The 19,490-nt window shown below is 59.3% G+C and carries 18 protein-coding genes and 1 other RNA gene; 16 read left to right on the top strand and 3 right to left on the bottom strand.

The window, feature by feature from the left end; all coding sequences use genetic code 11:
• Positions 1 to 35: 35 nt before the first annotated feature.
• Positions 36 to 446: a ClpXP protease specificity-enhancing factor gene (locus ABIE59_RS04280; protein ID WP_354444552.1), complete on the top strand. Its 411-nt coding sequence runs from the start codon at positions 36 to 38 to the stop codon at positions 444 to 446.
• A 27-nt stretch (positions 447 to 473) separates the two neighbouring features.
• Here ABIE59_RS04280 and ABIE59_RS04275 read toward each other — a convergent pair whose 3' ends face one another.
• From ABIE59_RS04275 to ABIE59_RS04265, 3 genes are read right to left on the bottom strand one after another with little or no spacing between them, the layout of a single operon-like run.
• Positions 474 to 1,064 (bottom strand): D-sedoheptulose-7-phosphate isomerase, encoded by a 591-nt coding sequence (locus ABIE59_RS04275; protein WP_354444550.1) that lies wholly within the window; start codon positions 1,062 to 1,064, stop codon positions 474 to 476.
• Positions 1,065 to 1,072: 8 nt separating this feature from the next.
• Complete coding sequence (locus ABIE59_RS04270) at positions 1,073 to 1,438, bottom strand: YraN family protein (RefSeq protein ID WP_354444548.1); 366 nt, start codon at positions 1,436 to 1,438, stop codon at positions 1,073 to 1,075.
• 13 nt (positions 1,439 to 1,451) lie between these two features.
• Positions 1,452 to 3,326, bottom strand: coding sequence for a penicillin-binding protein activator (locus ABIE59_RS04265; RefSeq protein ID WP_354444546.1), 1,875 nt, complete (start codon positions 3,324 to 3,326; stop codon positions 1,452 to 1,454).
• A gap of 160 nt (positions 3,327 to 3,486) precedes the next feature.
• Here ABIE59_RS04265 and rsmI point away from each other — a divergent pair, with 160 nt between their 5' ends.
• From rsmI to ABIE59_RS04190, 15 genes are all read left to right on the top strand, one after another.
• A complete protein-coding gene (gene rsmI, locus ABIE59_RS04260; protein ID WP_354444544.1) occupies positions 3,487 to 4,359 on the top strand; it encodes a 16S rRNA (cytidine(1402)-2'-O)-methyltransferase in 873 nt (290 codons plus the stop codon).
• A 39-nt stretch (positions 4,360 to 4,398) separates the two neighbouring features.
• Positions 4,399 to 4,750, top strand: an RNA gene (gene rnpB / locus ABIE59_RS04255) — RNase P RNA component class A.
• Between the two features lie 305 nt (positions 4,751 to 5,055).
• Positions 5,056 to 5,508, top strand: a complete 453-nt coding sequence (gene mraZ, locus ABIE59_RS04250) for a division/cell wall cluster transcriptional repressor MraZ (protein ID WP_354444542.1) — start codon at positions 5,056 to 5,058, stop codon at positions 5,506 to 5,508.
• Positions 5,505 to 6,461 carry a 16S rRNA (cytosine(1402)-N(4))-methyltransferase RsmH gene (gene rsmH / locus ABIE59_RS04245; protein WP_354444540.1) on the top strand — a complete coding sequence of 319 codons (957 nt, stop codon included), beginning with the start codon at positions 5,505 to 5,507 and terminating at the stop codon, positions 6,459 to 6,461. The genes mraZ and rsmH overlap by 4 nt, the downstream gene beginning before the upstream one ends.
• Before the next feature lie 26 nt (positions 6,462 to 6,487).
• On the top strand, positions 6,488 to 6,892 hold the full coding sequence (ftsL, locus tag ABIE59_RS04240; protein WP_354444538.1) for a cell division protein FtsL: 405 nt from the start codon (positions 6,488 to 6,490) through the stop codon (positions 6,890 to 6,892).
• 31 nt (positions 6,893 to 6,923) lie between these two features.
• On the top strand, positions 6,924 to 8,666 hold the full coding sequence (locus ABIE59_RS04235) for a peptidoglycan D,D-transpeptidase FtsI family protein (RefSeq protein WP_354444536.1): 1,743 nt from the start codon (positions 6,924 to 6,926) through the stop codon (positions 8,664 to 8,666).
• Positions 8,667 to 8,670: 4 nt separating this feature from the next.
• A complete protein-coding gene (locus ABIE59_RS04230; protein WP_354444534.1) occupies positions 8,671 to 10,155 on the top strand; it encodes a UDP-N-acetylmuramoyl-L-alanyl-D-glutamate--2,6-diaminopimelate ligase in 1,485 nt (494 codons plus the stop codon).
• Positions 10,152 to 11,549, top strand: a complete 1,398-nt coding sequence (locus ABIE59_RS04225) for a UDP-N-acetylmuramoyl-tripeptide--D-alanyl-D-alanine ligase (RefSeq protein ID WP_354444532.1) — start codon at positions 10,152 to 10,154, stop codon at positions 11,547 to 11,549. Before ABIE59_RS04230 ends, ABIE59_RS04225 begins: the two co-directional genes overlap by 4 nt.
• A complete protein-coding gene (mraY, locus tag ABIE59_RS04220) occupies positions 11,534 to 12,619 on the top strand; it encodes a phospho-N-acetylmuramoyl-pentapeptide-transferase (protein ID WP_354444530.1) in 1,086 nt (361 codons plus the stop codon). The genes ABIE59_RS04225 and mraY overlap by 16 nt, the downstream gene beginning before the upstream one ends.
• A gap of 15 nt (positions 12,620 to 12,634) precedes the next feature.
• Positions 12,635 to 13,975 (top strand): UDP-N-acetylmuramoyl-L-alanine--D-glutamate ligase, encoded by a 1,341-nt coding sequence (murD, locus tag ABIE59_RS04215; protein ID WP_354444528.1) that lies wholly within the window; start codon positions 12,635 to 12,637, stop codon positions 13,973 to 13,975.
• A complete protein-coding gene (ftsW, locus tag ABIE59_RS04210; protein WP_354444584.1) occupies positions 13,975 to 15,174 on the top strand; it encodes a putative lipid II flippase FtsW in 1,200 nt (399 codons plus the stop codon). The genes murD and ftsW overlap by 1 nt, the downstream gene beginning before the upstream one ends.
• Positions 15,167 to 16,252 carry an undecaprenyldiphospho-muramoylpentapeptide beta-N-acetylglucosaminyltransferase gene (gene murG, locus ABIE59_RS04205; RefSeq protein WP_354444526.1) on the top strand — a complete coding sequence of 362 codons (1,086 nt, stop codon included), beginning with the start codon at positions 15,167 to 15,169 and terminating at the stop codon, positions 16,250 to 16,252. The genes ftsW and murG overlap by 8 nt, the downstream gene beginning before the upstream one ends.
• Complete coding sequence (gene murC, locus ABIE59_RS04200; protein WP_354444524.1) at positions 16,245 to 17,684, top strand: UDP-N-acetylmuramate--L-alanine ligase; 1,440 nt, start codon at positions 16,245 to 16,247, stop codon at positions 17,682 to 17,684. Before murG ends, murC begins: the two co-directional genes overlap by 8 nt.
• Positions 17,681 to 18,658, top strand: coding sequence for a D-alanine--D-alanine ligase (locus ABIE59_RS04195; RefSeq protein ID WP_354444522.1), 978 nt, complete (start codon positions 17,681 to 17,683; stop codon positions 18,656 to 18,658). The genes murC and ABIE59_RS04195 overlap by 4 nt, the downstream gene beginning before the upstream one ends.
• A complete protein-coding gene (locus tag ABIE59_RS04190; RefSeq protein WP_354444520.1) occupies positions 18,651 to 19,490 on the top strand; it encodes a cell division protein FtsQ/DivIB in 840 nt (279 codons plus the stop codon). Before ABIE59_RS04195 ends, ABIE59_RS04190 begins: the two co-directional genes overlap by 8 nt.

Here is a 19,490-nt window from a genome sequence, read left to right as displayed (position 1 = left end):
CAGGAGTGGTTGCAGTGCCTGATATGAGTGTCACTATGACGTCTAGCCGTCCATACCTGGTGCGATCCCTGAATGAGTGGATTCTGGATAACGACTGTACCCCTTATATCGTGGTCGATGCCGGGGTACAGGGTGTTCAGGTGCCGACAGAGCACGTCGCCAATGGTCAGATTGTTTTGAATATCAGTCCCGGTGCGGTGAGGGGGCTGGTGATCGGCAATGGCGCGCTCGAATTCAGTGCCCGCTTTGGCGGTGTGCCCATGCAGGTGTTTATCCCGCTGCAGGCCGTTATGGCTATCTACGCCAAGGAAAATGGCGAAGGTATGGTGTTTGGCAGTGAGCCGGGTTCGCCGGATCCAGATGGCGGTGCGGATGCAGATGCACCGACAGGCAGGCGTTCGGAAGAGCGCCCGAGTGGGCGACCGACCTTGAAAGTGGTGAAGTAAAAAAAAGCCGGCGCGAGCCGGCTTTTTTTATCCGCCAAACAGTTTGTGGTCAACCAGATCGCACAGGGTGTTAATGATCAGCAGCATCAGTGGAGTGGCTTCGTGGGGTGCCAGGTCATTCAGGGCAATTTCATGGTCTTCCGGGTGCATCAGGGAGGTAATGTCTGATTTCTCCCGTGCGCTCAGTACGACTACCTGCATTTCCCGGTCGTGGGCGGCCTGGATGGCCTGAATGAGGTTGGCCTTGTGGCCGTCGTCGACAATGACAAACAGCAAGTCGCCCGGTTTTCCGATGGCGCGAACCTGTCGGGAGAAGGTGTCATTGAAACGGTTATCCCGGCATATTGCCGAATAGGTAGTGGCGTCCGCACCGAGGTTGATTGCGGGCAATGCGGGCCTGTCCTGCTCAAAACGATTCAGTAGTGCTGTGCAGAAATACTGGGCCAGGATGTTGGCGTTGCCGTTGGCGCAGGCGATAAGTTTGCCGTCCTGCAGCAGGGTATGTACAAAAGCGTCTGCTACGTCTTCAATATCTGGCCCGGCAGTGCTGGCTGCCTGGGCAGTCTGTTCCATGTGGTTGGCAAACCACTGGTTGATCTTTTGTGCGGTGTCGGTCATTGGTTCGGTTATTCTGCCTGGATTGCGTTTTTGATCCATTGTACCCGGTATTTGCGCACGGTACCCGGCATGATCGCGACGACGTCAATTCTGGAGGCGATGCTCCACAACCCGTTCCGGTGCAGGTAATAGGAGGCGGCCCGGACCAGTCGGCGCTGTTTGCCCGGCGTTATGGAGCTTGCCGGGTCAACCAGGCTGCCGGCGCCCCGGTAGCGAACCTCGAAGAACACCAGGGTATCTCCGTCCCGGCCGATCAGATCAAGTTCTCCGCCCCGGTTGTAGACGTTCTTGTCTATGATGGTAACGCCATGCCTTGCCAGATAGCGTGCCGCCACCCCTTCGTAGTGACTTCCAATGGCGCGTTTGCCTTCCATGGCTTTGGGTCCTCTACAAACGCTGGTTGTCGCCCCGCTCACTTCCCCGGTCGTCTTCCTGAGAAGGGGGCTGGTTGAGTTCCGGCGTGAGCACCGGGCGCCCATTCTGGAACTGTGCCCAAAGTTGATGACGATGGATGGCTCCGTCCGGAGTCATGGTAAGGGTGCCGGTCTGGCCATCGATGGCGGCACCTTCCACCTGCTGAAGCAGCGGCAGGCGCTTGCTCAATTGCCAGGCATCTGCCCCCATGGCAAACAGCCTGCCGAGTTGGCCGCGCGTTCCGCTGAGATTTTGTTCTGCCCGGGCACGCAGCGGATTGACTTCGGCCAGAACCCACGGGATGTCGGTAAACGTCACCCGGTTCAGGTCGCGGTCGCGGCCCGGGTCTGGAGTGCCCTCGTAGACAATGGATGGGGCATATACTGGCAGGTCACCAGAGAAATAGAACGCAAACAACGGATTAAACTGGCGGGCCACGGTAGGTTGCGCAACCAGCACAATCGCGTCGGCGTCCTGGCGGCGACGGGGTTCGAATTCTACGTTCTGGCCGATCGTTCTCTCAACCTGAATGGCCCGCTGTCGGGACTTGGTGACGCCGAGCAGGTCTGCGGTGACTGACCGGAAGTTGTCTTCCGGGAAGAACCGCTCGATGTCGAGCACGGTGCCGTTATGGTTGGCGAACCGTTGCAGCAATGCCTGCTCCACTCGATCCCCCCACTCACCGCGGGGGATAATGGCCAATACCTGGCTGAGTGATTGAGCCGCCAGTTGATCGGCAATCTGGCGGGCTTCGTCCTCTGCAGACAGGCCAAACTGATACAGCCCGTTGGGCACACGACTGCCCACTGGCAGGTAGTTCAGCCCGAGCACCGGAACCGCGAGAGTGTTTCTCGAGCTCAGGCCTGCAAGTGCGTCTTTTTCGAGGGGGCCAACAATCAGGTCGATATTCTGGCCTGACAGTTCTGCATAAAGAGTCGTGAAGGGTTTGCCGGAGGTATCGACAATGCGGATGTCAGTTTTGCTGCGGTCCACGCTGTCATCACTGAAATAGGCGGCCAGAAAGCCGTCCCGAATCGCGCGACCGGCGCTCGCCAGCGAACCTTGCAGGGGGAGCGCCAGAACAATGCGTTCTGGCCGGCTGGTTGCCAGCTCAGATAGCAAGCGAAGGTCCGTGGGCAGGATTTGTGCAGCGGGGTGTCCTGGCCAGTTGTTTTGCCAGGCCCTGATCAGGCGCCCCTGTTCATCGAGGCCCGCGTCGCGGGTGCGCAACGTGGTCGCGAGCTCCAGCCAGCCCTGTTCCTCGAAACCGATGGCTGTTGCTGAGGCCTCGTTCAGCGCTTGCCCGGGGATTGTCCTGAGGTATTGCCAGATCTGGTTGTGGATTTCCTGAGGGTTGCTCTGGGTGTCGGTCTGGCTGAGCAACATCAGCGTTAGCGCAGCGGATAGCTGGTCGTCACTCAGGGCAAACGTCTGCGCCTGTAATTGCGCTGCTCTGGCCATGATGTCTGACGGATAGCCAAGAAATTGATCCGATGACAGACTGCTGACCAGTTCATTCGCCCATCCGCTGTCTTGCAACTCGACGACACTGGCCATGGATAGCAGCATTTTTTGATCGGTCAACTGGCTGTCGATAGCGTCCAGTTGCTGGTCGCGGAGAATATGGCGTGCCGCCCTGTGGTTGCCCAGCTCCTGAAAGTTGCCGGCAACCCGGAGCAGGTAGCGCTGTGCGGTGAGGGTATCCCTTTCGCTGGCGGCAAGCTCGAGTGCGCGCTCTGGTGTATCTGCAACCTGGCTGTCGAGGTTGACGGTGGCGCAACCTGCAGTCAGCAGAACGACCAGGGTGATCAGGGCAAAAAGTGTTCGATGGCTGCGGTATTTTATCATGGCAGGCTCGGGGTCTCCGGATCATTAGGCTTGTGGTGCCGCTGTAATGGTGGCAAGTTTACCAGCTCCCGGCCTATTTCACATGACATGCCTGTCATGGGAGCCGGTTCGTTGTGCGGAAGTGATGCAGCTTCTGTTTTCTATGCGTGGGAGTATGGGTATGTCCGGTTCGGAAAATGTCCGGAGAGAGTTGGGTGGTGTGCTGTACGTGGTGGCAACGCCAATTGGTAATCTGGACGATCTCTCCGACAGGGCTCGGCAGACCTTGGCGAAGGTGGATTTGGTGGCTGCCGAGGATACCCGCCACTCGGGGCGTTTGCTTCAGCATCTTGGGTTGAGCAAACAAATGATGGCGCTGCATGACCATAATGAGCGTGCGCGGGTAGCCGGTATTCTGGATGCGCTGGCTGCAGGGCAGCAGGTTGCGCTGGTGTCTGATGCCGGCACACCGCTGATCTCGGATCCCGGCTACGTTCTGGTTCGTGAAGTTCGGGCGGCGGGTTATCGTGTGTCGCCTGTGCCTGGACCGTGTGCGCTGATCACCGCCTTGTCTGTGGCGGGGCTGCCCACGGATCGCTTCCTGTTCGCGGGATTTTTGCCCTCCAAGCGATCTGGCCGGCAGGCAGCGCTCGCGGAATTGGCCCGGGAGCCGGCCACTCTGGTTTTCTATGAGTCACCGCATCGCATTATCGAGTTCATGAAAGATCTGGCTGAAGTGTTGGGTGGTGACCGGGAATGTGTCTTGGGGCGGGAGCTGACTAAGACGTTTGAGACCTTCTACAGTGGCAGCGCGGGCGAGGTGCTCGCCGAGCTTCAGGGTGACCCCCACGGTGCCCGGGGCGAGTTTGTGGTGACGGTCCGGGGCGCGGCGCCAACTCCTGCGGGAGAAGTCTTGGCACTGGATACCGATAAGCTGCTGGGGTTGTTGATCAGGGAGCTGCCGGTGAAGAAGGCCGCCCGGATTGCCGCGGAAGTCAGTGGGTTGGGTAAAAATGAGCTCTACCAGAGGGCCTTGGAGCTGAAAGATAATTAAGGCCTTGCATGGCGGCGGAAGCGGCGGTATTGTCGGCACCGAGCTCGCCAGACAGTCGCCGCCGGTTTCGATCGGGGGAGGAAAGTCCGGGCTCCGCAGGGCAAGGTGCCAGGTAACGCCTGGGCGGCGCGAGCCGACGGAAAGTGCAACAGAAAGTATACCGCCTACGTGCCTTCGGGCGCCGGTAAGGGTGAAATGGTGCGGTAAGAGCGCACCGCGTGGCTGGCAACAGTCCACGGCGATGGTAAACCCCACCTGGAGCAAGACCAAATAGGAATCCAATGGCGTGGCCCGCGCTGGATTCGGGTAGGTTGCTTGAGGTCTGTGGTGACGCAGGCCCTAGATGAATGACTGTCCTAGACAGAACCCGGCTTATCGGCGAGCTCGCCATTTTCAACTTCTGCTGTGATATCAATCCTTCTCACAATTCGGCCTTTATAGCCAAAAAATCTTAAACCTCAGAATGGCTCTTCAGAGTTTTCTGCAGGTACTTGTTTTTTATCCTTTTCTTTACGTCTTTTTAACGCTTTCGTAAGTTTTCCCTTTGTAACCTCTTGTCATTAAAGGAACTTTTGCTGGTGTGGTGTCGATTGCGGCGCTTGCATTGTCTTTTGCGTGTTTCTATAGTGTGCGGAAGTGGGAAAAAGTGGTTTCTAGTGGTTTTTTGTGGAAATAACAGCCTTGGATACGGCGTAAATGAGCAACTTTCTTGGCAGTCATGCCATCAATATGGACGCAAAGGGTCGCCTGGCGATCCCGACGAAGGTGCGCGAAGAGCTCGCGCAGCTTTGTGGTGGCCGTATTGTTCTGACTGCCAATGCCGATGAAGAGCGCTGCCTTCTGCTTTATCCGGAGCCAGAGTGGGAGGTGCTTCGGCCAAAAATTGAAGCGCTGCCAAACATGAACAAGGCTGCCCGGCGATTGCAGCGACTGATTCTTGGTAATGCAGCGCCCATGGAGCTGGATTCCGCTGGCCGCATTTTGGTACCGCCGACCCTGAGAAGCTACGCGCATCTGGAAAAGAAGCTGATGCTGATCGGCCAGGGCAAGAAGCTGGAACTCTGGAGTGAGGAGCGCTGGTTTGCCTGGCTGGATGAGTCCTCCGGCGATGACGATATGCCGCCTGAAATGGAGGCGCTGTCCCTATGACCGAAACAGGGCAGGCTTCAGATCAGCCTTTCCGGCATCGCTCGGTGCTGCTGGACGAGGCTGTTGATTATCTGATTAATGACGCGGCTGGTCGCTATGTGGACGCCACCTTCGGTCGGGGTGGTCACAGCCGTCTGATTCTTGGGCAATTGGATGCTCAGGGCAGCTTGCTGGCTATCGATAAAGACCCGGAAGCCATTCAGGTTGCAAAAGAACTGGCCGCGGAAGACGGCCGGTTTTCCTGGTATCACGGCTCCTTTTCTGAGTTGGGTCAGGCTCTGGATAGTCAGCAGTGGCCGACGGTACAGGGCGTGTTGATGGATCTCGGGGTGTCGTCGCCACAGCTGGACGATGCCGCGCGCGGGTTTTCTTTTATGCGCAACGGTCCGCTGGATATGAGGATGAATCCCCAGCAGGGGCAGAGTGCCGCCCAATGGCTGGCAACTGCAGACGAGCGCGACATCGCAGATGTGATCTGGCGCTACGGCGAAGAGCGTTTCTCTCGCCGTATCGCGCGCCTGGTAGTTGCCCGCCGGCAGGAAGAGGCCATTGAAACAACCCGTCAGCTGGCGGAGTTGGTGGCTGAGGCGGTGCCCAAGAAAGAAAAGCACAAACACCCGGCCACCAGAACCTTTCAGGCGATCCGCATCTTTATCAATCGGGAGCTGGAAGATCTGGAAGTCGGCTTGGCTGCTGCCGTCGAGCGCCTTGCGCCGGGCGGTCGACTTGTTGTGATCAGCTTTCACTCGCTCGAAGATCGCCTGGTAAAGCGCTTCATGCGGGATTTGGCCCGTGGCCCGAAGATACCGAAGGGGGTGCCGGTCACCGCTGACCAGGAGCGCTCAGAGTTTTGCCTGGTGGGCAAGGCCAGCAAGGCCAATGATCAGGAAATTACCGAAAACGTCCGTGCCCGCAGTGCGGTGATGCGGGTGCTGGAAAGACGAACCAATTAATCGAATTCGCAGGGGAGCGCGACATTATGGGCGCGGTAGCCATCGAACAACCAACCAAAACCACCAGAATCAGCAAGCAGCGGGTTCGTGAGGGCGTGGCAACCGCCGTGCGTCTTTCCCGGCAGGTGTTCGACACCACGCGGGAGGGTCGGGTGGTAGTAACTCTGGCCCTGGTGGCGGTGTTAACGCTGTCTGCCATTGGCGTGGTGGTCAGCGCTCATGAAAACCGGGAGTTGTTCAACACGCTGTCCGGGTTGCAACAGCAGCGTGATGCCTACCAGCGTGAATGGAGTCAGCTGCTGCTTGAACAGAGTGCGCTGAGTGCCCACGGTCGCGTGGAGCATCTGGCGGCCGAACGTTTCAATATGGTGGTGCCGGGGCGACAGGACATTGTTCTTGTGCCTCTGATGTCTCCGGTTGCGGCGAAATAGCGATCATAACAAACACATCAGGGTGATCGATTTGTCCGGTCAGGGAAAGCAGACAGCAAACTGGCAGCAGCGTTTGGCCGCAGGGTTGAAAGCCTGGCGCTTTGGCTCTGTGCTGGGCGTTTTTCTGCTGGTGATGCTGGGCATTGGCTGGCGGCTGGTCGATCTGCATGTGGTGGATAATGAGTTCCTGCGACAGCAGGGTGATGTGCGGACCATCCGGGTTGAGTCCATTGATGCGCACCGTGGTGTGGTTACCGATCGCCATGGTGAGCCGTTGGCAGTCAGTACCCCGGTTCAGACTATCTGGGCCAACCCTTCCGAAACCGATCCTGATGACCCCAGGCTGGCGGGCCTGGCGCGCTTGCTGGGGATGACTGAGGGGGCGCTGAGGGAGCGTTTGCGGACCTTTGCTGGCCGTGAGTTCATCTATCTTCGTCGAAAAGTCCAGCCGAGTCTGGCCCGTGAGGCTCTGGATCTTGGCATTGGGGGTATCTACACCCGCCAGGAATACCGTCGTTATTACCCGGCCGGGGAAGTCACCGCACATGTGGTCGGCTTCACCAACATTGATGAGCTGGGGCAGGAAGGCATCGAACTGGCCTATAACCAGTGGTTGACCGGGGAGCCCGGGCGAAAGCGGGTACTCAAGGATAATCGTGGGCGGGTTATTAAAGACCTGATGTTAATCCGGGATGCCCGGCCAGGTCGTGATCTGGAGCTGAGCCTGGATCTGAGGTTGCAGTATCTGGCCTATCGCGAACTCAAGGCTGTGGTGACAGCCCATAATGCCCGGGGTGGCACCCTGGTTATGCTGGACGTGGATACCGGTGAGGTGTTGGCAATGGTTAACCAGGGTTCATACAACCCCAATGACCGGGCCCAGTTATCGGCGGATAATCTGCGTAATAAAGCGATCACCGATTTGTTTGAGCCGGGCTCAACCATCAAGCCGATAACGGTCGCGGCGGCACTGGAGTCCGGAAAATACCAGGTTAACAGCACCATTGACACCTCCCCTGGTTTCCGCCGATTTGGACGCTTTACCATCCGGGATGCGCGCAACTATGGGACCATGGACCTGACGGAAATGATCGTCAAATCCAGTAACGTGGGGGTCAGTCGGATTGCCACGGAACTCGGGGGCGATGTGTTAAGGAATCTGTTCGCCAGATTGGGGTTGGGACAGGCAACCGGTATCGGCTTCCCAGGGGAAGCCGTTGGTGTTTTACCGGCACCGGCAAGGTGGCGTCCGGTTGAAGAATCCACCCTGTCGTACGGTTACGGCATGAGTGTAAATGCGCTGCAGTTGGCTCAGGCCTATATGGTGATTGCCAATGGCGGCATCCGGTACCCGTTGAGCCTGATTAAACAGGACGCACCACCCCAAGGACAGCGAGTGCTGAGTGAAAATGTCGCGTTTGCCGTGCGCGGTATGCTGAAGGAGGCTGTGGCGCGGGGAACGGGTGGCCGCGGCCAGCCGGGCCTCTATGCGGCCGGGGGCAAGACCGGCACGGTGCACCTGGTGGGTGCCAGGGGATACGAAAAGAGTCAGTACAAAGCGATATTCGCGGGCATGGCGCCGATTGATGATCCGCGTATCGTGACGGTTGTGGCCGTGGATGCACCTCAATCCGGCGAGTACTACGGTGGCGAAGTGGCGGCACCGGTATTCGCCCGGGTCATGGGGGATGCGCTACGACTGCTGAATGTGAAGCCGGAACTGGAAGTCAGCGGGGCGAAAGCGTCCAGTCAGGCCTCCGGAGAGAGAGGTTAACACCATGTGCATCACATCTATCAGCAACTTGTTACAGGGTATCGTCGACGTGCCATCGGTGTTTGATGTCACGATTCACGGCCTGAAGACCGACAGCCGGACGATAGCGCCGGGGGATGCTTTTGTTGCGCTGGCGGGAGCTCGAACGTCATCTGAACACTATGTTGATCAGGCGATTTCTGCGGGGGCCACGGCGATTCTTCTGGAAACCGCAGAACCCAGGGAGTGCCACGAACGCCACGGTGCGCTGGTGGTGCCGGTGGTTGGGCTCCGGGACCAGTTGGGGCGAATTGCGGATCGATTTTTCGAACATCCCTCTCGGCATCTGCGCCTGATCGGTGTGACCGGTACCAATGGGAAAACATCGGTCACCCAATACATCGCACAGTTGTTGAGAGAAACCGGCACCCCCTGTGGTGTGCTGGGTACTCTGGGATACGGTATGCCGGGTAATCTTCAGCCGGCGACCCACACCACTCCGGATGTGGTTCAGGTCAATCGGGTACTTAACCGGATTCGCAACGATGGTGGTCGTGCGGCCGTCATGGAGGTGTCATCCCATGCGCTGGACCAGGGGCGGATCGACAAGTTGACGATGACCGGAGCGGTCTTTACCAATCTAACCCGGGATCATCTTGACTATCACGGCACCATGGAAGCCTATGGCGAGGCTAAAGCCAGGCTGTTTCACAGGGAAGAGCTGCATTTTGCCGTGATCAATTTTGATGATCCTTTCGGCCGGCAGCTTTACGAGCAGCTCAATGGGCAGTGTGACCGGGTTCGGTTCAGCCTGCATGAGGCCCAGACAGAATTGTGGCTGAGAGATTTTGCGCCGGTAGCCACCGGCTTCCGGGCCCGCGTAGATGGCCAGTGGGGCGAGTTCGATTTACAGGTGCCCTTATTGGGCAGTTTCAACGCCAGCAACGTGCTGGCGGCACTGGCTACGGTCCTGACGCTTGGTGTGCCCGTTGAGAGAGCAATATCGGCAACGGCCGGGCTGACACCGCCACCGGGTCGACTGGAGCGGTTTGCCGGTGCCGATGGCAAGAACGTTGTCGTGGACTACGCCCATACGCCGGACGCCCTCGCCAATGCCCTGGCTGCCCTGCGCTCCCATGTCACAGGCCGGCTGATCTGTGTGTTCGGTTGCGGCGGTGACCGGGACCCCGGAAAGCGTCCGGAAATGGCCCGCGAGGCAGAGAAGCAGGCGGATGTGATCATCGTTACCGATGACAATCCGCGCTCTGAAGACCCAGCACAGATTGTCCGTGATATTGAACAGGGCTTCTCAAAGGCCGGGTGTTTCGAAGTTATTCATGATCGCGCCGAAGCGATAGCGTCGGCCGTCGCCATGGCCGGGCCGGATGATCTGGTGCTGATCGCCGGAAAGGGCCATGAGGCTTGGCAGGAGATTGCCGGCCAGAAGCTCCCTTTCAGTGATCAAGAGCAGGTTCGTCATCTGTTGAAGCTGAACGGAGGTGTGGCATGATGCGCGCCTTTTCGCTGGCGGAAGCCCGCGACTGGTTGCAGGCAAGCGTTGCAGGTTCTGCTGCAGCACTTGATGCGGTTCGGTTTGATGGGGTGTCAACGGACACCCGGGCGGTTGTGTCGGGGCAGTTGTTTGTGGCACTTCGAGGCGAGCGTTTTGATGGTCACGAATTTGTCCGGCAGGCCATGGAGCAGGGGGCAGTTGCCGCGGTTGTGGATACCGCCGACGACTCACTGGCGATCCCGCAGCTGGTGGTCGTCGATACCGTGGATGCGCTGGCGCGGCTCGCGGCCGGTAATCGCGCTGAAAGCGGTGCTCGTTTGTTGGCGGTGACCGGTAGCAGTGGCAAAACTACGGTCCGGGAAATGACGTCGGCAATCCTTGCGGGCATGGGGCCGACGTTAACCACAGAAGGTAACCTGAATAATCACATTGGGGTGCCGCTGACGCTGTTCCGTCTGGCGCCAGAGCACCGGTTCGGAGCCATTGAACTGGGTGCCAGTGGCTTGGGAGAAATTGCCCACACGGTGGCGGTGGTCCGTCCCGAAGTGGCGATCCTGACCAACGCCGGCCAGGCACATCTGGAAGGCTTCGGGAGTTACCAGAACATTGTGCTGGCCAAAGGTGAAATTATTGATGGCGTACCCGCTGATGGCGTGGTTGTGCTGAATCGCGACGACCCCGCCTTTGAGCAATGGCGGGAGCGGGCTGGCCAGCGCAGGGTACTGAGCGTTTCCCGCCTGGGCGCTGAGGGTGCGGACTATCAGGCAATGGCCAGCACCCCGATGGCGGAGGGATTTGAAACCGAAGTAAGTGGCCCCGATGGCTGGCGCTGCAAGGTGCGCATTCCGTTAGCCGGGGAGCACAACATTACCAATGGTTTGCTGGCCCTGGCGGCGTGTCGCGCGTTGGGTGCTACAGATCAACAGGTCATGGATGGGCTGGCTGGAGTGCAAGCGGTGAAAGGACGTTTGCAGGTTCTGAACCCTGCGGCCGATCTGACCGTGATTGATGACAGCTACAACGCCAATCCGGCGTCCATGATGGCTGCCCTGGATGTATTGGCGGGTTACCCCGGTGTTCGGGTGGCGGTGCTGGGCGCCATGGCGGAGCTGGGGGCGGAGGCTGCCGAGCTACACCGGCAGGTGGGTGCCCATGCTCAGGCTAAAGGCATTGACCGCCTGTTGGTGGTAGGCCAGGGCGCAGAGGCGTACGAAGCCGGTTTTGGTGCCGGCACTGAAATTTTCCAGAGTCATGAGCAGGCTGTGGCGGCTATCGTGGACGGCCGTCAAGGCGCTACAACAGTTCTGGTGAAAGGTTCTCGCAGTTCTGCCATGGATCGCGTGGTGGAGGGAATTCAGAAAAAGGTGAAAAACACATGCTGCTCTGGCTGACAGAGATTCTATCGCAATACTTCTCCGCGCTGACGGTGTTTCAGTACCTGACTCTGCGCGCCATTCTGGGAGTGCTCACGGCGCTTTTGATATCGCTGCTGATCGGGCCGGTGATGATTCGCAAGCTGAGCCAGTACCAGATTGGCCAGGCGGTTCGTGATGATGGCCCGCAGACCCATCTGAGCAAAGCCGGAACACCAACCATGGGCGGTGCGCTGATTCTGGTCGCGATTGCGATTTCCACCCTGTTGTGGGCTGATCTGAGCAACCGCTACGTCTGGGTGGTGCTGTCGGTCACCCTGCTGTTTGGTGCGATTGGCTGGGTTGATGATTATCGGAAAGTGGTTGAGCGTAATCCCCGCGGATTGCCCGGTCGCTGGAAGTATTTCTGGCAATCGGTTATCGGTGCCGCAGCGGCGATTATCCTTTATACAACCGCATCGCTGCCCCAGGAAACCTCGCTGTATTTGCCGTTCCTGAAAAACGTATCGCTCACACTGGGCCCGGTGATGTTCATTTTGCTGACCTACTTCGTGATTGTCGGCAGCAGTAACGCGGTGAACCTGACCGACGGTCTGGATGGCCTGGCCATTATGCCGACGGTGATGGTGGCGAGTGCGCTGGCGATCTTTGCCTATGTGTCTGGTCACGCCCAGTTCGCCAACTATCTGCTGATTCCACACCTGCCCGGTGCCGGTGAGTTGATCATATTCTGCTGTGCGCTGGTCGGGGCGGGGCTGGGTTTCTTGTGGTTTAACACCTATCCGGCCCAGGTGTTCATGGGGGATGTCGGTGCGCTTGCACTGGGGGCGGCCCTTGGCGTGGTGGCGGTGATTGTTCGCCAGGAGATCGTGCTGTTCATCATGGGCGGTGTGTTTGTGATGGAAACCATCTCGGTGATCCTTCAGGTGGCTTCGTTCCGGTTGACCGGTCGCCGCATTTTCCGCATGGCGCCGTTGCACCATCATTTTGAATTGAAAGGCTGGCCCGAACCGCGCGTTATTGTGCGTTTCTGGGTTGTGACTGTGGTTCTGGTACTGATTGGCCTCGCCAGTCTGAAAATCCGATAGGTAGTGGTTACGGCTATGAGTGTCATTGTTTCGGATCGTCGCACATTGGTAGTAGGGCTCGGTAAAACCGGGCTCTCCTGCGTGCGTTATCTGTCCGGAGCGGGCCGCGACATTGCCGTGGCTGATAGCCGCGAGAATCCGCCGGGGCTGGAAGAGCTTCGTGCGGGCTGGCCGGATGTGCCGGTTTACCTCGGGGCGTTTGATCCCTCGTTGTTTGCCGGTTTTAACGAACTGGTAGTCAGCCCGGGTATTGCCATTGCGGAGCCGGCCATTGCCGCTGCCGCCAAGAATGGTGCTCGAATTCGCGGCGATATTGATGTGTTTGCCGAAGCGGCAGATGCGCCCATCATTGCGATCACGGGTTCCAACGGCAAGACAACAGTCACCACCCTGGTTGGCGAAATGGCCCGGGCGGCGGGGCGGAACGTCAAGGTGGGCGGCAATATCGGTACACCCGCCCTGGATCTCCTTGGTCAGGGCGCAGATCTGTACGTACTGGAACTCTCGAGTTTCCAACTGGAGACCACCGAGGAGCTGAACGCCGAGGCCGCCACGGTACTCAATGTCAGCGACGATCACATGGACCGTTATCCGGACAAAATGGCGTATTTTCAGGCAAAACAGCGGATATACCGGGGCTGTAAGAACGCCATAGTGAATCTCGACGACGCCCTGAGCACTCCCATGGCCCGGGATAACCTGCGGTTTATCTGTTTTGGTTTTAATCGGGTGAACCCGGAGACTTTCAGCACGCGGGACGACGATCAGGGTACCTGGATAACCTTCGGGTTCGACAACCTGTTGCTGGCCAGTGAGCTCAGGCTGATGGGGCGGCACAACATCAGCAATGTGATGGCCGCATTGGCCCTCGGCCAGGCAGCGGGCCTGCCAATGGAGGTCATGCTTGGGGTGGCACGTGAGTTCACCGGCTTGCCCCATCGCTGTGAATTTATCCGGCAACTGGACGGCGTTGATTACATCAACGATTCCAAAGGCACCAACGTGGGTGCCACCGTTGCCGCGATAGAAAGCCTGGCGCCGCAAGACGGCCAGGTAATCCTGATTGCCGGTGGCGACGGGAAAGGCGCTGATTTCTCGCCCCTGGCGGAGCCTGTGGCCCGTCATTGTCGTTCGGTGGTGTTGATAGGCCGTGATGCCGACACCATTGCCGGGGTAATGGCCGGCGGCGTAGACACTGCCAAGGCCGGTTCTATGGCGGAAGCCGTCGACCAGGCTCACCGTCTGGCGCAGCCAGGCGACCGGGTGGTGTTATCACCGGCTTGCGCCAGTTTTGACATGTTCCGGGATTATAACGACCGCGGAGACCAGTTCCGTGCGCTGGTGGAGGCCCTATGATGCAGATGGGTGCTGCCAGCTATCGGTCACAAGCCTGGTTAGGCGATCTCCAGCCCCTGCCAGTGCTGGTGGTGACCTCCGTCGCGCTCCTGGTGCTGGGCGTGGTGATGATTTCATCTGCCTCCATGGATATGGCCGCAGCCACCATGGGCAACAGTTATCACTACGTGATCCGGCAGGTGCTGTTTGCCGCGCTCGGTTGCCTCATGGCCCTCGTCGCCGTGAATGTGCCGGTGTCCTGGTGGGAGCGCAGCGGGTGGCTGTTGCTGGGTATCGGTATGCTGGTGCTGGTACTGGTATTGACACCCCTTGGGCGCACGGTAAACGGGTCTACCCGCTGGATCCCGCTGGGGCTCTTCAATGTGCAGGTGTCCGAGGTGGCGAAACTATGCCTGATCGCCTATCTGGCCGGATACGTGGTTCGGCGCCGTGAAGAGTTGCTGAACACCTGGTCCGGATTTCTGAAACCCCTGGTGGTGCTGGGGCTGGCGTCGGTGTTGCTGGTGATTCAGCCAGACTTCGGTGCCACCGTGGTGCTGGTTACCGCCGCAGCGGGCATGATCTTTTTGAGCGGTGTTCGTTTAACCCGCTTTGCTCCGTTGATCGGCATCCTCGCGTTACTGGGAACCGTTCTGGTGGTCACCCAGCCATACCGTCTCAAGCGGGTAGTGAGTTATCTGGACCCCTGGAAAGATCAGTTTGACACCGGCTACCAGCTTACCCAGTCACTTATTGCCTTCGGGCGGGGCGAGTGGGCCGGCGTTGGACTGGGTAACTCGATCCAGAAACTGTTTTATCTGCCGGAAGCGCATACCGATTTCATCTTCGCCATCATCGCCGAAGAGTTCGGTTTGCTGGGCTCGCTGATGGTGCTGGCATTGTTCACTGCGCTGGTGGTGAGCGGGTTCGTGATCGCTCGGCGGGCGGAGAAGGCTGGTATGCCATTCGGTGCGTGCTTCAGTTATGGCCTCACCCTGCTGATGGGCCTGCAGGCAGGCATCAATATGGCGGTCAGCACCGGCTTGTTGCCCACCAAAGGGCTGACGCTGCCGCTGGTGAGCTACGGTGGTTCCAGTCTGATGATGACCTGCATTGCCATCGGCGTGCTGGCCAGGGTCGAAATTGAGCGGCTTGATAAGGTGCGCATGAATTCGGAACAAACCAGCAAACGAACACGGGGAGGCGCAGTGTATGAGTGAACCCCGTCGTTTTCTGATGATGGCTGGTGGCACCGGTGGCCACGTCTTCCCCGCGCTGGCGACCGCCCGTGCGCTTCAGGAAAGAGGTCATGAGGTGTTCTGGCTGGGGGCCAGGGGCGGTATGGAAGAGCGGCTGATTGGCGAAACCGATATTCCGCTGTCACTGATCCATATCTCCGGGCTTCGTGGCAAAGGCAAGCTGGCCCTGGTGCTGGCACCGTTCCGGCTGATGCGTGCATTGGGTGAGGCGTTCACTCTGCTGCGGAAGATTAAGCCGGATTGCGTCGTGGGCATGGGTGGGTTTGTGACTGGCCCCGGTGGCGTGGCTGCCTTCCTGCAGCGCGTGCCCCTGGTGATCCATGAGCAGAACGCCATCGCCGGCATGACCAATCGTTGGTTGACCCGCGTTGCCGGAACGGTGCTCGAAGCCTTCCCCGGTAGCTTCGGTAGCCATGTGGTTACTCGTTGTACCGGCAACCCGGTGCGCAAGGGTGTGACAGAAATTGACGAGCCGGAACGTCGCCTCAATGGCCGAACCGGCGCGGTGCGCATTCTGGTGGTGGGTGGCAGTCTGGGAGCCCGGGTGTTCAACCAGCAGGTTCCGGCGGCACTGGCGTTGTTGCCAGAGGAGCTGCGCCCGGAGGTTCGGCACCAGTGCGGTGAAAAGAATGCACAAGAGGCCAGGGATGCCTATGAGTCAGCCGGTGTTGCGGCCAGTGTTGAACCGTTTATCCGGGACATGGCCGAGGCCTACGCCTGGGCCGATATCGTGGTGTGCCGGGCCGGCGCCCTGACGGTGTCAGAACTCTGTGCCGCTGGTGTCGGCGCAGTATTGGTGCCTTTCCCGCACGCGGTGGACGATCACCAGACCCGCAATGGCGAACATATGGTAAAGGCCGGGGCGGCCATTCTGATCCCCCAGCCAAAGATGACGCCGGATGTGCTGGCCGAGACCTTGAAAGATCTCGCTGGCGACCGGGAACGAATTTCGACAATGGCGAAGGCCGCCCGTTCACTGGCCCGCCCTGATGCAACGGAGAGAGTCGTGAATTACTGTCTGGAGGCCGCCAATGGCTGATGTAACCAATCCGCCGCTGGTCTATCAGGTGCCGGAAATGCGCCGGATTCGCCGCATCCACTTTGTGGGTATTGGCGGTGCCGGCATGAGTGGTATTGCAGAAGTCCTCAAGAACCAGGGCTACGAGGTGTCCGGGTCAGACCTGAAAGAAAGCCCGGTTACCGGCCGTCTCCGCGCCATGGGCGTAGAAGTCCAGATCGGTCATCGGGCGGAGAACAGTGAACAGGCAGACGTGGTTGTCGTTTCCTCAGCGGTTGCCGGCGACAACCCTGAGGTTACTGCTGCCCGCAGTCGCCGTGTGCCGATCGTGCCCCGGGCAGAAATGCTGGCGGAAATCATGCGTTATCGCCATGGCATTGCCATCGCTGGCACCCACGGCAAAACCACGACCACCAGTCTGATCGCCTCGATTCTCGGCGAAGCGGGCCTCGACCCAACCTTTGTGATTGGTGGCAAGCTCAACAGTGCCGGCACCAATGCCCAGCTCGGTGGCTCCCGTTATCTGGTGGCAGAAGCGGACGAAAGCGATGCTTCGTTCCTGCATCTGACACCGGTGATCTCGGTAGTAACCAACATCGAAGCCGACCACATGGATACTTACGGCGGTGATGTTGAAAAACTGAAACAGACGTTCGTGGACTTTCTGCACAACCTGCCATTTTACGGCATTGCCGTGATGTGCGTGGACGACGCCTATGTGCAGGAAATCATTCCGCGGATATCCCGGGCCATCATTACCTACGGCATCGACAATCCAGATGCGGATTATCGGGCCGAGCAGATCCATTCCGATGGCCTGAGAACCCATTTTGTGGTGCGCCGCCCCGGGAATCGCTCAGACCTGTCGGTCGAGCTGAAAATGCCGGGCCGTCACAACGTATTGAATGCTCTGGCTGCCATTGCCGTCGCCACCGATGAAGGCGTGGATGATCAGGCAATATGTCGGGGCCTGGCGGGCTTTGCCGGTGTCGGCCGGCGCTTCCAGGTGTATGGCGACTACCGGATTCCACAAGGGTCGGTAACACTGGTAGACGATTACGGTCACCATCCCACGGAAGTGGAAGCCGTTATCCGTGCCGCTCGCGATGCCTGGCCTGGCCGGCGCATTGTCATGCTGTACCAGCCCCATCGCTACACCCGTACCCGGGATTTGTACGAGGACTTTGTACGTGTGTTGTCGGAACTGGACGGCCTGTTGTTGATGGATGTGTATTCAGCCGGCGAGCCGGCAATACCCGGTGCCGATGGCCGTGCGCTGTGCCGTAGTATCCGGCAGCGTGGCAAGGTTGAGCCGGTGTTCGTCGAGGAAAACCGAGAAATCGAAAACCTGTTGGAAAGTGCCCTGAAAGACGGCGACCTGCTGATTACCCAGGGTGCCGGCGATATTGGTGGCGTTGCTGCACGACTGGCTGCGGCGGGAGTGAGCAAGTGAGTGATTTGAGTCATACCAACGCACAGCCCTATCAGGCTTCGCCGGAACTGGTGAAAGCCTTCGGGCGCGTGGCGGTTTTCATGGGCGGCGATTCCGCGGAGCGGGCGGTGTCCCTGAAGAGTGGCCAGGCTGTGTTGTCGGCGTTGCAGTCGGCCGGTGTGGATGCCTTTGGCATTGATGTGCGTGGCTGCCTGCTGAAAACCGTCGAAGCTCCGGAGTACGACCGGGTGTTTATTGCCCTGCACGGTCGTGGCGGCGAAGACGGCACCCTGCAGGCGATTCTGGGGCAGGCGGGCATTCCCTACACCGGCAGCGAGGTGTTGGCCTCGGCCCTGGCAATGGACAAGTTACGTACCAAGTATGTGTTCCAGGGCTGCGGTTTGCCTACGCCTGCGTTCAGGGCCATGACCTCCGCCGCGGAGGCGGATGAGATTATCCAGAGCCTAGGCACACCGTTGAGTGTCAAGGCGGCCCACGAAGGCTCCAGTATCGGGATCTTCAAGGTTCACAATGCCGAGGAGCTGGCGGAGGCCTATCGGAAGGCATCGGAAATCGATGACCTTGTGCTGGTGGAACAGTGGATTGAGGGGCCGGAATTTACCGTCAGCCTGCTTCAGGACAAAGCGTTGCCGGCCATTGGTCTGAGTACCGACCATACCTTTTACGACTACGACGCCAAGTATCTTGCCGACGATACCCGTTACCGGATCCCTTGTGGCCTGGCCCCGGACGATGAAGTCCGGTTGCAGCACCTGGCGCTGGACGCCTTTCGGGTGCTCGGGTGCAGAACCTGGGGGCGGGTCGACATCATGCAGGATGCTGACGGCGAATTCTGGTTGCTGGAGGCGAACACTGTCCCCGGCATGACTGACCATAGTCTGGTGCCGATGGCCGCGAAGGCAGCGGGCATCAGCTTTGAAGAACTGGTAGTGCGGATTCTCAAAGACACTCTGCCGGAGGCGACGAATGCTTGAAACATTACTGATCCGGAGCCGGGCGGTACCGCCCGAGCCGCCCCGGCGACGGGGGGCAACCTCAGTCGGACCGGAGCGGGACCGGTTTGGTGTGTTGAGAGGCGTACTGTCGGCGGTGCCCTGGCTGCAAGTGGGGCTGGGAGCAACCATCGTTTTGCTGGCAGCCATGGTGCCCTGGGCAACCGATCGGCTGCTGACGGCCATGGACCAGCAGATTATTGCTGTGGATGTGCGCGGCGAATTTGTGGGCGACAGTGCAACCGCGGTTGAGCGGGCGGCAAGCGCCTGGATTGGCAAGAGTTACTTCGCCACCGATCTGGCCGAAGTGAAAGCACAGCTGGAGCAGCGGCCCTGGATAGCGTCTGTGGCGGTGAGGAGGGTTTGGCCAGGGCGACTGGAGATCGATATCCGGGAGAAAAAGCCACTGGCGTACTGGACGGACGGGCGACTGGTGAGCCGGTCAGGCGAGCTGTTCCTGCCTTCCAACCCGGAAGTGGCGGGCAGATTGCCCAGGCTGGCGGGGCCGGATGAGCGGGTGCGAGAGGTGATTTCCATGGCCCGCACCATGAGTGACCAGTTGGCTGGTTACGGGCTCGGATTTGCTGGCTTGTCCCTGGAACAACGGGGTGCCTGGACACTCACGCTGTCAAACGGCATTGAGGTGGTTTTGGGGCGCGACAAGGTCGAGCAACGTTTTGAGCGTTTTATTACGGTTTATGAGAACCGCCTGGCTTCTCGAGTGGACGAAGTCAGTCGGGTTGATGCCCGCTACTCCAACGGCGTGGCGGTGCAGTGGAAGTCGGACGTGGCAACCGCCGCGCCGAAATCCTGA

Source organism: Marinobacter sp. MBR-99 (assembly GCF_040547575.1).
Taxonomy (GTDB): Bacteria; Pseudomonadota; Gammaproteobacteria; order Pseudomonadales; family Oleiphilaceae; genus Marinobacter.
Note: the sequence above shows the minus strand (reverse complement) of the source record. Positions and strands in the feature narration are given on the sequence as shown.